Source organism: Pseudomonas sp. B21-048 (assembly GCF_024748615.1).
In the GTDB taxonomy this organism is placed as follows: domain Bacteria; phylum Pseudomonadota; class Gammaproteobacteria; order Pseudomonadales; family Pseudomonadaceae; genus Aquipseudomonas.
Window position 1 is genome coordinate 194133 of the sequence record NZ_CP087168.1, and the last position, 12500, is coordinate 206632.

Annotated in this window: 13 protein-coding genes and 2 pseudogenes; 11 read left to right on the forward strand and 4 right to left on the reverse strand. The window is 57.0% G+C overall.

From position 1 onward, the window contains the following. Window positions 1–29: 29 nt before the first annotated feature. Window positions 30–1019, reverse strand: a complete 990-nt coding sequence (locus tag LOY56_RS00865) for a sensor domain-containing diguanylate cyclase (protein WP_258618816.1) — start codon at window positions 1017–1019, stop codon at window positions 30–32. Window positions 1020–1307: 288 nt separating this feature from the next. After that, on the reverse strand, window positions 1308–2492 hold the full coding sequence (gene desA / locus LOY56_RS00870; protein ID WP_258618818.1) for a delta-9 fatty acid desaturase DesA: 1185 nt from the start codon (window positions 2490–2492) through the stop codon (window positions 1308–1310). A gap of 135 nt (window positions 2493–2627) precedes the next feature. Between desA and LOY56_RS00875 the strand changes: the two are divergent. The 6 genes and pseudogenes from LOY56_RS00875 to LOY56_RS00900 form a co-directional block, all read left to right on the forward strand. Beyond that, window positions 2628–2907, forward strand: a pseudogene (locus LOY56_RS00875) (GGDEF domain-containing protein); the annotation flags it as partial. Between the two features lie 205 nt (window positions 2908–3112). Next, window positions 3113–3295, forward strand: a complete 183-nt coding sequence (oscA, locus tag LOY56_RS00880) for a sulfur starvation response protein OscA (RefSeq protein WP_007975618.1) — start codon at window positions 3113–3115, stop codon at window positions 3293–3295. A gap of 149 nt (window positions 3296–3444) precedes the next feature. Beyond that, window positions 3445–4458 (forward strand): sulfate ABC transporter substrate-binding protein, encoded by a 1014-nt coding sequence (locus tag LOY56_RS00885; protein WP_258618823.1) that lies wholly within the window; start codon window positions 3445–3447, stop codon window positions 4456–4458. A gap of 146 nt (window positions 4459–4604) precedes the next feature. After that, window positions 4605–5423, forward strand: coding sequence for a sulfate ABC transporter permease subunit CysT (cysT, locus tag LOY56_RS00890; protein ID WP_033058556.1), 819 nt, complete (start codon window positions 4605–4607; stop codon window positions 5421–5423). Window positions 5424–5436: 13 nt separating this feature from the next. Beyond that, entirely contained in the window at window positions 5437–6306 is an 870-nt protein-coding gene (gene cysW / locus LOY56_RS00895) for a sulfate ABC transporter permease subunit CysW (RefSeq protein ID WP_258618834.1), read from the forward strand. 3 nt (window positions 6307–6309) lie between these two features. Continuing rightward, entirely contained in the window at window positions 6310–7299 is a 990-nt protein-coding gene (locus LOY56_RS00900; protein WP_123357244.1) for a sulfate/molybdate ABC transporter ATP-binding protein, read from the forward strand. An 85-nt stretch (window positions 7300–7384) separates the two neighbouring features. Here the strand turns inward: LOY56_RS00900 and LOY56_RS00905 are convergent, their stop codons facing one another. After that, entirely contained in the window at window positions 7385–7903 is a 519-nt protein-coding gene (locus LOY56_RS00905; RefSeq protein WP_258618835.1) for a DUF962 domain-containing protein, read from the reverse strand. 84 nt (window positions 7904–7987) lie between these two features. Here LOY56_RS00905 and LOY56_RS00910 point away from each other — a divergent pair, with 84 nt between their 5' ends. Together LOY56_RS00910 and LOY56_RS00915 are read left to right on the forward strand one after the other, a co-directional pair. Beyond that, window positions 7988–8674, forward strand: coding sequence for a Crp/Fnr family transcriptional regulator (locus LOY56_RS00910; protein ID WP_258618837.1), 687 nt, complete (start codon window positions 7988–7990; stop codon window positions 8672–8674). A gap of 76 nt (window positions 8675–8750) precedes the next feature. Then, window positions 8751–9116 (forward strand): response regulator, encoded by a 366-nt coding sequence (locus tag LOY56_RS00915; protein ID WP_258618838.1) that lies wholly within the window; start codon window positions 8751–8753, stop codon window positions 9114–9116. A gap of 221 nt (window positions 9117–9337) precedes the next feature. Here the strand turns inward: LOY56_RS00915 and LOY56_RS00920 are convergent, their stop codons facing one another. Further along, a complete protein-coding gene (locus LOY56_RS00920; protein WP_258618840.1) occupies window positions 9338–10342 on the reverse strand; it encodes an AraC family transcriptional regulator in 1005 nt (334 codons plus the stop codon). A gap of 98 nt (window positions 10343–10440) precedes the next feature. Between LOY56_RS00920 and LOY56_RS00925 the strand changes: the two genes are divergently transcribed. The 3 genes and pseudogenes from LOY56_RS00925 to LOY56_RS26880 form a co-directional block, all read left to right on the forward strand. Then, window positions 10441–11034, forward strand: coding sequence for a fatty acid desaturase (locus LOY56_RS00925; protein ID WP_408980348.1), 594 nt, complete (start codon window positions 10441–10443; stop codon window positions 11032–11034). Between the two features lie 214 nt (window positions 11035–11248). Next, a complete protein-coding gene (locus tag LOY56_RS00930) occupies window positions 11249–11575 on the forward strand; it encodes a hypothetical protein (protein WP_258618842.1) in 327 nt (108 codons plus the stop codon). A gap of 460 nt (window positions 11576–12035) precedes the next feature. Further along, window positions 12036–12243 (forward strand): annotated as a pseudogene (locus LOY56_RS26880) (TonB family protein); the annotation flags it as partial. Window positions 12244–12500: the final 257 nt, after the last annotated feature.

The window sequence follows — 12500 nt, forward strand, 5'->3', positions numbered from 1 at the left end:
CGCTCCGCGTCCCTTCGCAACAAATCAAATCAGCCAGAGATTATGCGGTTCTTGCCCTCGCGCTTGGCTTGGTACATCGCCGCATCGGCGCGGGCGAACAGGCTGTCGACGCTTTCATCCTCGGCGGTAAGGCTACTCAGGCCCTGGCTAACGGTAATACCGAATGTCTGGTCATCGTGGCTGAAGCTCAACCGCTGAATCTCCCGTTGCAGGCGCTCGGCCACTTGTATGGCCATGTCCGGGACACAGCCGGGAAACACCGCTGCGAATTCCTCACCGCCAATCCGTCCGAACAGATCACCACGCCGCAGAGCCGCGCGACCGCTCTCGGCGATGCGTTGCAGCACCTTATCGCCTTCCTGATGACCGTAGCTGTCATTGACCACTTTGAAGTCATCGATATCCAGTAGCAGGAACGCCATCGGCGTACCGTTCAACCGCGCCTGCTCGAATTCGCGATGGGCGCATTCGAAGAAGTGTCGGCGGTTACTGCTTTGGGTCAATGCATCGGTACTGGCCAGGCGTTGCAGTTCGGTTTCCATCTGCTTCTTTTCGGTAATGTCTTCGGCAATGCCTACGATGATCACCGGTTGGCCCGGTTCGGCCTGACGGTTGATGAAACACTTGTCGCTAAGCCAGCGCACCTGGCCATCGGCGGCGATGATGCGATATTCGCGGTCTTCAACGGCGCCTTTGACCAGCACCTGCGTCAGGCTGCGTTCGGCGTAGTCCAGATCGTCGGCATGGATACTGTCGCGCCAGTATTTGTAATCGGACAGCAACAGATTGGCGGGACGGCCGAAAATCCGCTCATAGGCCGGGCTGACGTAAAGCACCTGACGGGTTTCCCAGTTGAACGCCCAAAGCATGGCGTTAACGCTGACCAGCAGCGAGCTGAACAGCTGTTCGCGTTCGCTCAGACGCGCCACTTCACCTTGGGCATGCATCAGCGCCATCAGCGTTTGCGCAGCTTCTGGCCACTGGGGAAGGGATGTGTCCTGTAGATTTTTATTGACCATCGGCACAAATCTCAAAGGGCGTGCCGCTATATCGACAGCGGCCAGAATGAAGCCCGCCTGAATGGCGAAGTGTCTTTGAGATAGGGGATTTGGAACGAAGTTCCCGCGTTGGGGGAAGGGGACCTGCTGAGCGGTATGGCTGCTTGAATTGACGACGCGTTTTTATAGATGAAACGCGTCGTCAGGTTTTGCGCCTGCTGGGCAGCCGAGCGGGAGCAAGCTCCCTCGCCACAGGCAGGCCCTTATCACAGGCTAACCACTCAGCAAGGGCAAGCCCTCGCTAGAGGATCAGGCGTTGGCGGGGCGCAGGGAGTAGGTTTTCAACTGGTCGGCGAAGTCGCGCAGGGATTGAATCCCGCTGGCCTCGGCCTCGTGCACCCAATCCTTGATGGCGGCCAGCATGTCGTGGCCATTTGAGCTGGTCTTGACCCAGATCTGCTGCAAGGCCAGACGTTTTTCGTAAATGACTTTCAGCGCTTGGCTGTGCTCGAGCATGGTCTGGATGCGCACGTGATGTTTGTCGTCCAGCAGACTGGTTTCCCGCGACAGCAAACGCTTGGCCCGGTGGAACTGGTGGCGGACCGAATGATCGACCTTTTCCAGCTCTTGCTTGACCAGCGGCGCGATCACCAGCTTGCGGTACTGGGCCATGATCTGGAAGCGGTTGTTGAGGATCGCCATGGCAGTGTCCATGTCCAGGCTGCCTTTGCCTTCGACACGGTGAGCGATGGGCGCGACCCGCTGGACTTTGGCCAGACGCAGGAAGCTGAAGACCTGGATCCAGGCCCAGCCGAGGTCGAACTCCCACTTCTTCACCGACAGTTTGGCCGAGTTAGGGTAAGTGTGATGGTTGTTATGCAGTTCTTCGCCGCCGATCAGGATGCCCCAGGGCACCAGATTGGTCGCCGCATCACGGCATTCGAAGTTGCGGTAGCCGATGGCATGGCCCAGGCCATTGACTACGCCGGCAGCCCATACCGGGATCCACATCATCTGGATGGCCCAGATGGTGATGCCAATGGTGCCGAACAGCAGCAGGTCGATGATGCCCATGATCGCCACGCCCAGTAGTGGAAAGCGGCTGTAGAGGTTGCGTTCGATCCAGTCTTCGGGGCAGTTCTTACCGTAGATGCGCAGGGTTTCAGGGTTCTCCGCTTCAGCGCGGTACAGCTCGGCGCCTTTGCGCAGAACGGTGGACAATCCCTTGATGACCGGGCTGTGCGGGTCATCGACGGTTTCGCATTTGGCGTGATGCTTGCGGTGGATAGCCGTCCACTCGCGGGTGTTCTGTGCGGTGGTCAACCACAGCCAGAAGCGGAAAAAATGTTTCAGGCCGGCATTGAGCTCGAGCGAGCGATGGGCTGAATAGCGATGCAAATAGACTGTGACACCGACGATCGTCACGTGGGTCATCAGCAGGGTGACTGCCACCAGTGACCAGGGTGATAAGCCAAGAAAACCTTCGTACCACATAGCCTATATAACCCTCGAAAAAGAAAAAACAGCCATCGCATTATCACTAAGCTCACAGATAAAACCAGCCGCCCTTTCAGATAAGAATGGCTGGATGTTTCTTTAATTTATAGTTCCAGTCTTTTTTGTAGGGATATGGATGGCTCTAATGTCAGCCTGTATCGCGATGCCTTGCGTGCGGCGCTGCTCTACGTGGTGCCTTTCCGTAGCCTTGCTCCAGTTTAGTGGCTATTTATTGAGCAGGTTTTTCGATGGTTTACCGACCTGCTGCGCTGGCAACTGATCAACGGTTCTGTCTGGGTGTTGTTCAGCGCCGGGCTGATCTTCATTGTGCGGGCATGTTTGTCTCGATGCCTGGGGCGTCAGTGCCAAGTTGAGCGAGCGTAATGCAGGCCGGGGACGTTTGCGTCAGGCGACTAACGATTGGATGTGATCTGCTTTTTGTGTGCCCTTGAAAGTAGCGACCTCCGCAACTCCTTGCTCCCGCCAAATAATATTTTTTGGTTATATAAAAATTCTTAAATAGTCTTTTTAAGAATATCAGTGCCTATCTACTATTGCCCCTACGCCGTAAGCAGTGCCCGTCACTGCCAGGCATATCTCATTAAAGGAGCAGCACCATGAGCGCATCCCTACGTAGTGTTGACGGGCAGGACGAAGCCACCATTTTGCGGGAGATCCAGAGCGCCTTGCGCGATCTGCGTTTTGGCGCGGTGGAAATCACCGTGCATAACGCCCAAGTGGTTCAGATCGAACGCAAAGAGAAGTTCCGTTTGCAGCAGCCGGGCAATAAACCGGGCTGAGGCGAAAGATCAGAAGATCGTCCGAACGCGGCCCGAGCCTTCGGCAGCTCCTGCGGGAGACTGATGTAAAGGCTGCGATCTTCGAACAGGCAACCCGTTCCAGACCATAAGAAAAAGCCAATACACCAAGAATTCCAGGAGCTTTCACCATGTCGTCGATTCGTCATTTTGCTTTGGCCGCCCTGGCCAGTGCCCTTTTTGCTGGTTCCGCGGTTGCCAAGGATTACGAACTGCTCAACGTGTCGTATGACCCGACCCGTGAGCTGTACCAGGAGTACAACGCCGAGTTCATCAACTTCTGGAAAAAAGACCACGCTGGCGACAATGTGAAAATCCAGCAGTCCCACGGTGGTTCGGGCAAGCAGGGCCGGGCGGTGATCGACGGTCTGCGGGCCGACGTGGTGACCCTGGCCCTGGCCGGTGACATCGATGAAGTCGCCAAACTCGGCAAGAGCCTCCCGGTCGACTGGCAGAAGCGTCTGCCGGAGGCGAGCACGCCTTACACCTCGACCATCGTGTTCCTGGTGCGCAAAGGCAATCCGAAAGGCATCAAGGACTGGGGCGACCTGACCAAGAACGGCGTGGAAGTCATCACCCCGAACCCGAAAACCTCCGGCGGCGCACGCTGGAACTTCCTCGCGGCCTGGGCCTATGGCCTGAAAGCCAACGGCGGTAACGAAGCCAAGGCCAAAGAGTACGTGCAGACCCTGTTCAAGCACGTACCTGTGCTGGACACCGGTGCTCGTGGTTCGACCATCACCTTCGTCAACAACGGTCAGGGCGATGTGTTGCTGGCCTGGGAAAACGAAGCCTTCCTGGCGTTGAAAGAAGACGGCGGCGCCGACAAATTCGACATCGTCGTGCCTTCGCTGTCGATCCTGGCCGAACCACCGGTGGCCGTGGTCGACAAGAATGCCGAGAAAAAGGGCAACACCGACATCGCCGAGGCGTACCTCAAGCACCTGTACAGCCCGGCCGGCCAGGAAATCGCAGCGAAAAACTTCTATCGTCCACGTGACAAAGAGGTGGCCGCCAAATACGCCAAGCAGTTCCCGACACTGGAGCTGGTGACTATCGACAAGGACTTCGGTGGCTGGAAAACCGCGCAACCGAAATTCTTCAATGACGGCGGCGTGTTCGACCAGATTTATCAGGCGCAGTAATCTGAAAATACTGGTCAGTTAAGTGCAATCCATGTGGGAGCGGCGGTGCGGCGATCCCACAGGTTTCGCATCTTAACTGACGGGCATTAGCCAACAGGCCCCAATTTCACCGTCGGGGCTTAGCGCATTTTCAACCAAGGACTTTTATGTCACGTCGTATCTCCCCTGTCATACCCGGCTTCGGGCTGACGCTGGGTTACACCTTGGTGTACCTCAGCCTGATTGTGCTCATTCCACTGGCGGCGATGTTCGTGCATGCCGCTCAACTTACCTGGGATCAGTTCTGGGCCATCATCTCGGCGCCACGGGTGCTGGCGGCACTGAAGCTGAGCTTCGGCACCGCGCTTTATGCCGCGATCATCAACGGCATCATCGGCACGCTGCTGGCCTGGGTGCTGGTGCGCTACACGTTCCCGGGACGCAAAGTCATCGACGCGATGATCGACCTGCCCTTTGCTTTGCCCACCGCGGTGGCCGGTATCGCGCTGACCGCGCTGTATACCCCTACTGGTCTGGTGGGTCAGTTCGCGGCGGACCTGGGTTTCAAGATCGCCTACACCCCCCTCGGCATCACGCTGGCGCTGACTTTTGTGACGCTTCCATTCGTAGTACGTACGGTACAGCCTGTACTGGCTGATATCCCGCGTGAAGTGGAGGAAGCGGCGGCTTGCCTCGGGGCGAAACCGTTACAGGTTTTTCGCCATATTCTGGTGCCCGCGCTGTTGCCAGCCTGGCTGACAGGGTTTGCTTTGGCCTTTGCCCGCGGGGTCGGCGAGTATGGTTCGGTGATTTTCATCGCCGGCAACATGCCGATGAAAACCGAAATTCTGCCGCTGCTGATCATGGTCAAGCTCGACCAGTACGATTACACCGGCGCCACCTCCATTGGTGTACTGATGCTGGTGGTTTCCTTTGTCCTGTTGCTGCTGATCAACTTGCTGCAGCGGCGCATCGAAACCCCATAAGGAGGCGCGAATCATGTCCCAATCGTCTATTGCAGCTGCCTCCTCGAACGCCTCCCGCCGTGGCAGTGCCACGTCGCGGCGAATCCTCATCGGCCTCGGCTGGCTGGTCTTCACACTGTTTTTGTTATTGCCGTTGTTCATCGTGGTGTCCCAGGGCCTGAAGCTGGGCCTGGGTGCATTCTTCACCGCGATCTTCGAGCCAGACGCCTTGTCGGCGTTGAAACTCACCGTGATCGCCGTGCTGATTTCGGTGCCGTTGAACCTGGTGTTCGGTGTCAGCGCGGCGTGGTGCGTGAGCAAATACTCGTTCCGCGGCAAGAGCATGCTGGTGACCCTGATCGACCTGCCTTTCTCGGTGTCGCCGGTGATTGCCGGTCTGGTCTACGTGTTGATGTTCGGCGCTCAGGGGCTGTTCGGCCCGTGGTTGCAGGATCACGACATCCAGATCGTGTTCGCCTTGCCGGGCATCGTGTTGGCGACGATTTTCGTCACCGTGCCGTTCGTGGCCCGTGAATTGATTCCGCTGATGCAGGAACAAGGCACTCAGGAAGAAGAGGCCGCGCGTCTGCTTGGCGCCAATGGCTGGCAGATGTTCTGGCACGTCACCGTTCCCAATATCAAATGGGGCCTGATCTATGGCGTGGTGCTGTGTACGGCCCGGGCCATGGGTGAGTTCGGTGCGGTGTCGGTGGTTTCCGGGCACATTCGCGGGGTGACCAACACCCTGCCGCTGCACGTCGAGATCCTCTACAACGAATACAACCACGTGGCCGCGTTCGCCGTGGCGAGCCTGTTGCTGATCCTGGCGCTCTTCATCCTGCTGCTCAAGCAGTGGAGCGAAAACCGTATTAACCGCCTGCGCGCCAGCGCCGCGGAGGAATAAGTCATGTCGATCGAAGTGCGTAACGTCAGCAAGAACTTTCACGCGTTCAAGGCGCTGGACAACATCAGCCTGGACATTCAAAGCGGCGAGCTGGTGGCGCTGCTGGGGCCGTCCGGCTGCGGCAAAACCACGTTGCTGCGAATCATCGCCGGCCTGGAAACCCCGGATCAGGGCAACATCGTGTTCCATGGCGAAGACGTTTCCGGCCACGACGTGCGTGATCGAAATGTCGGTTTCGTGTTCCAGCACTACGCCCTGTTCCGCCACATGACGGTGTTCGATAACGTCGCGTTCGGCCTGCGTATGAAGCCGAAAAACCAGCGTCCGAATGAAAGCCAGATCGCGGTGAAAGTCCACGAACTGCTGAACATGGTGCAGCTGGATTGGTTGGCCGATCGCTACCCGGAACAACTCTCTGGTGGCCAGCGTCAGCGCATCGCGTTGGCCCGTGCCTTGGCGGTGGAGCCGAAAGTTTTGCTGCTCGACGAACCCTTCGGCGCGCTCGACGCCAAGGTCCGCAAGGAGCTGCGTCGCTGGCTCGCACGTCTGCACGAAGACATCAACCTGACCTCGGTATTCGTGACCCACGACCAGGAAGAAGCGATGGAAGTCGCCGACCGTATCGTGGTGATGAACAAGGGCGTGATCGAGCAGATTGGCTCACCGGGCGACGTCTACGAAAACCCGGCCAGCGATTTCGTTTATCACTTCCTCGGCGATTCGAACCGTCTGCATTTGGGTGAAGACCGGCACGTGCTGTTCCGGCCGCACGAAGTGTCGCTGTCGCGGCATGAACTGGAAGATCACCACGCGGCTGAAGTGCGCGATATTCGTCCGCTGGGCGCGACGACGCGGGTGACGTTGAAGGTCGAAGGCCAGAGCGAGCTGATCGAAGCGGAAGTGGTGAAGGATCACGACAGCCTGGTTGGCTTGGCGAAGGGGGAGACGTTGTTCTTCAAGCCCAAGGTCTGGCAGAAAGTCGCCAACCTTTAAAAGCTTCGCGGGCAAGCCTCGCTCCTACAGTGATTTGTGTCGTACATACAATCCTGTAGGAGCGAGGCTTGCCCGCGAAGGCGTCTTACGTTGCTGCGTTTTTCTGACGCAAACGCACCCCCCCCACCCGCGTCTCGATCTGCTCTTTCAGCTCATGCCGCAACCCGAGCAAAAACGCCAACTCGACCACCACAAACAACGGCCCGACAATCAACCCCGTCACGTCATCGACAAACGCCGGTTTGCGTCCCTCGTAATGATGGCCGACAAACTGAATCGCCCATCCCACCACAAACATCCCGATGCCGCTGGCCAGCCAGACCAGCGTACTTTGCTGCGCGAGAACGTGACCCGCCCAAATGCAAAGACCGAGCAACACGGTCATCAACACCCCAAGACGCACCTCCAGGCGCAGGTAAAACCACGCCGATGCGATTGCGATCAGCACCGCCGGCGAAACCCAGCCTGCGCCCCATTGCGGCCGCGACAGCAACACTGTAACGGCCACTACAATCAGCGGGATACCGATAAAGTGGCTGGCGATATTGCGCGGGTCACGGTGGTAGGCGGCGTATTGACTGAGATGGTCAACGAGGCTTTTCATTGTTATTCCTCCTGTAGGGTGATGGATGATGCTCCAGGCTTCATCCTCGTTCTGTCAGCCAAGCGACAATCTCCAGGAGTTTTCATGGACATGCAGTTTTGGCGTTCGCGCCTGGATACGGGGCAGTGGTTCAGTCATTTACCTGTTCTCTTACAGAATAGTCTGCTGGCTGCTGCCCGGGTTCGGCGCCTGCCGTCGGGGCAACTGCTATTCAAACGCGGTGATCCGCCGTGCGGGCTGTATGCAGTGCTCGAAGGTTCGGTGCGCATTGGCGCGGTGAGCGAGCAGGGCAAGGAAGCACTGCTGAGCCTGGTGGAAGCGCCGCACTGGTTCGGCGAAATCTGCCTGTTCGATGGCCAGCCGCGAACCCACGATGCCTGCGCTGTTGGCCAGTGCACCCTGTTGCACATCCCGCAAATAACGCTGCTGGCGTTGCTCGACGAACACCCGGTGTACTGGCGGCAACTGGCGTTGCTGATGAGCCACAAACTGCGCCTGACCTTCATCAACCTCGAACAGCTGAGTCTGATGCCAGCCCCGGCGCGCCTGGCCCATCGTTTGCTGATGATCGCCGAGGGTTATGGCGAAATCGCCCCGGCGCGCCGTGTTCTGCAACTGTCTCAGGAGCAACTGGCGTCGATGCTGTCGCTGTCGCGCCAGACCACCAACCAGCTCCTCAAGGATTTGCAGGGGCAAGGAATTCTGAATCTCAAGTATGGCGAGATCGAGATTCTGGATGCGCAGCGGTTGCGAGCGTTGGCGGTGATTTGAAAAAAGATCGCAGCGGCAGTGGTGGGCTTTATCCGCGAACGCGCCTAGCCTGTGACGACGACAATCGAGGTGTGCCATGCGTGTATTGCTAGTGGAAGACCAACCCGAGACCGCCAGCCTCCTGGCCAAAGGCCTGAGCGAAGCGAGTTACGCGGTGGATGTGGCGCTCAATGGCATGGACGGCCGGCGCTTTATCGAATCCGGCGAATACGAACTGATCATCCTCGACGTGATGCTGCCGGGGCTCAACGGCTGGCAGTTGCTGCAGCAGATCCGCAAGCTCGGCGACACGCCGGTACTGCTCCTCACCACCAAGGACGGCATCGAAGATCGCCTGCGCGGACTGGAATTGCATGAGGATGATTACCTGCTCAAGCCGTTTGCCGTCAGTGAACTCGTGAAGCGAGTGCGCAAGCTGTTGCGGCGAGATCGCGGGCGCTGAGAACGAGTTTCGCCAAAAAAAAATTAGCTGGACTTCGACTTAGTGGTGCACTAAATACAATGCATATGCGTTTATTTATATGAATTTGCACTGTATATGATGCGAGTATGCGATGGATGCCTTCGCGGGCAAGCCTCGCTCCTACAGATGACCGCGTATTCCCGTAGGAGCGAGGCTTGCCCGCGAAGAGGCCGGAACATACAGAACACCTCCCGGATCTGTCACCGCAACCCATCCCGAAACTGCCCCGGCGTCATTCCGGTCCAGCGCTTGAACGCGCGACTGAAGCTGCTGGTGTCTGCGAAACCCAGCAGGTAACTGACCTCGCTTAACGAACATTGCGGGTCGCGCAGGTGCAGCAGCGCCAGGTTCTCCCGGCTTTCGTTGAGCAACGTATCGAACCGACAACCTTCATCCGCCAAGTGCCGTTGCAGGCTGCGTAAACCCAAATGCAGCGCATGGGCGATGCACTCGGCCGACGGTTCGCCTTCGGGTAATTGCTCTTCAATGGCGTCGCGAACCTTGCGCTCCCAGGTCAGGGGTTTGAGTTGCGCCAGGGTACGTTTGAGCACGGTTTCGTCGTGTTCGGCCTGTTCCGGGTTGGCATCGTCCAGGTGACTGTCGAAATCCATCAAGGCGAACTCCAGTCGGTCTTCGTCGGCGTTGAAATACACCGGGGAGCGGAACATTTTGTGCCATTGATGCGAGTCGGCAGGTTCCGGACGGCGCAGATAAACCGCCAGCGGGGCGTAGTCACGGCCCAGGCGATTGCGGCAGGTACGCACATAAATCGCCGCAAACGCATCAATGGCTTCGAAGGCTGGCGGGGGGTTGCCTTGGGGGATTTTCAGGCGGAAGTAGTAGCGATCTTCGGCGCGGATCAGCTCCAGATCCAGCGCGTCGCTGACCACTTGGTGATAACGCACAATGCGCTCGAACACCTCCCGCAGGCTGCCGCTGGCCACCAACGCATAACCCAACGCATGAAAGGTAGTGGGGCTGACGAAACGCGATACCCGCAAGCCAATCGCCGGATCGCCGCTGACCTGCACCGCGATTTGCCACAGGCGCGTGGTGGCGGACAACGGGTAACGGGCGTTCGGGTCGTCCATCAACTGCGGGTCGAGCCCCGCCTGTTGGCACAGGGCGGTGCTGTCGAGTCCCAACGCATCGAGCTGCTTGCGCAGGGCGCGGGTCCAGCTGGCGAGAGAGGTCGGTTCTGTCATGTTGATTGGCGCGTCTGGTCAACGTTGGCGTTCACGGCTACCGCTCAGTAAAGCATCACAGGGCAGGATACGAACATCTATAAGCAGAGGATGGAAGCATGGACGGCATTTCCGCAAGTCCCCGGCGACTGAATGCAGCACAGCGATCAGCGCATATTCGCGAGGTGGTATTGGCCAAGGGCGTCGAACTGCGTCAGCGCTACCCGATTCTCAACCATCAGGATGCCTTGGGTGCGGGCATTCTGGCCTTCGCGTTGTCCGGGATGATCGGTTCGGCAGCGCTGTACATCACCGGGTACATGGCCTGGTGGGTATGCCTGTTGCTCAACGCGTTTTTCGCCTCGCTGACCCACGAGCTGGAGCACGACCTGATCCACAGCATGTATTTCCGCAAACAGCGGGTGCCGCACAACCTGATGATGGGCCTGGTATGGATGGCGCGACCGAGCACCATCAACCCCTGGATCCGCCGTCATCTACACCTCAACCACCACAAGGGAGGAGAAAATTCAGGGGCAAACTGTGGACGGGGTGCGCGTCTGAAGGCCCTTTCGCGGGCTAATCAGGGCCAATGGAATTATTTCCCTGTGGTTGAAAAACGCCTTCGACAATATCTGCTACACAACCCTGTGAACGGGGTGGTAATGGCGGTTACGAAGGGCTACTCGGCACACCAAGGATGTTGGGCGTGACCGGTCGTTATGATTACTTACTTAGTCCGAAAGGAAATAATGAGAATTCTACTTTGGAATAAATTATGAAGTTGTTATTGCATTTTTGTAGATAGATAGGGCGTTTCTTGGGTGGACAAATTCCAAGGGTCGAACCATTATCAGTGTCGTGAGTTTCCAGGAGGGAACTTGCTTTCATCGGAAGATACTTTTAAACGATAAAGGAAATCAAACCATGTCGAGCATTAATGGTACTTATGTGAACTCTAACGCTGGCGCCAAACTGGTTATTACCGATGGCAACGATTCCAATGGCACATTCAGTGGTACGTTCAGCCAAGGTGGTGTTAACTATGAAGTCGATTATGGACACTATCATTTTCAGAATAGCACCGGGCAACCGACTATCATCACTTTTACCGCTTTAAATGATGGCACTGGGTATCAGGCGTGGTCACTATTTTCGCCGGACCACAACTATTCAAAAATTCGGGCTGTGGGGTCGCGCAATAACTTTGACGGTGATGTAGTGGGATTGGCAGGTGAGTTTGTCAAGCAATAAACATTTGCGATAGTTATCAACAGGCTGATGCATGAAAGTGCGTCAGCCTGTTTTGTTTGTGAGCCGCCATTTAACTAATATTCGCAAAATACTTGAATTGTTTTATCACTATTCGTCGTGGTTTCTCTCGTAAATCCATGCCTTCTACGAATAATTTCAATGCTTGAAAAACTTCATAATGGCCTATTTTGCTACAAGCCTTATATAACGCGGCTTGGCACGCTTATGCTTTTTAATATTCTATTTCGGACTAAGTATAAGTTTAAAAATTACTTTAAGGGATAAGCATTTTGCCCAATGACTCACCCACTGATTTGGGCGCACCGGGGGATATCAGGGGGGGCGCAAAGAGACCGCATGGGAGTTAATCAATGGGGCAATGTCCAAACCGCTATCAGTGCGCATGAGGTGCTGTGGCGCCAGGCAACGAGTGGCGACTTGGTCGATCTCGGCCGGCCACGTCCGAATGCGCGTGCTGGCCAGCGGCAAGCCCGGCGAAATCCGGATTCGGGACAGCAGGTCGCCAGGAGCTCAACAACGCGGCGTTGAGCGCCGTGAAAACGGAAGATTTTTGTGCCGGCCAAGCAGGGTGAAATTGCCCAGAACGGCCCGGATTCTGTGTGCCCATCGATTTCAAGGTTCATTGGAACGAAACCTTTTCGCGCTAAACATTTACCCGAGGGAATACATCATGACGTTACTGGCATCTCCACTGCGAAGCGAAGGATCCCGAGGTGCGAGTGCAATTGCAGGCGGACGACGGGTGAATGACGGCGAAGCGGCGCGGGACGTGGCGTCCCTGATTGAGCGGGCAGAGATTATCAAGTTGTAGGTGATTACCGCGCGTTAATAAATTTATGATTTCCGGGGCCGTCTCCTTGGCAGGGTGCGGCTCCTTTTTTATTTTGCGGCAAGTACAAAACCC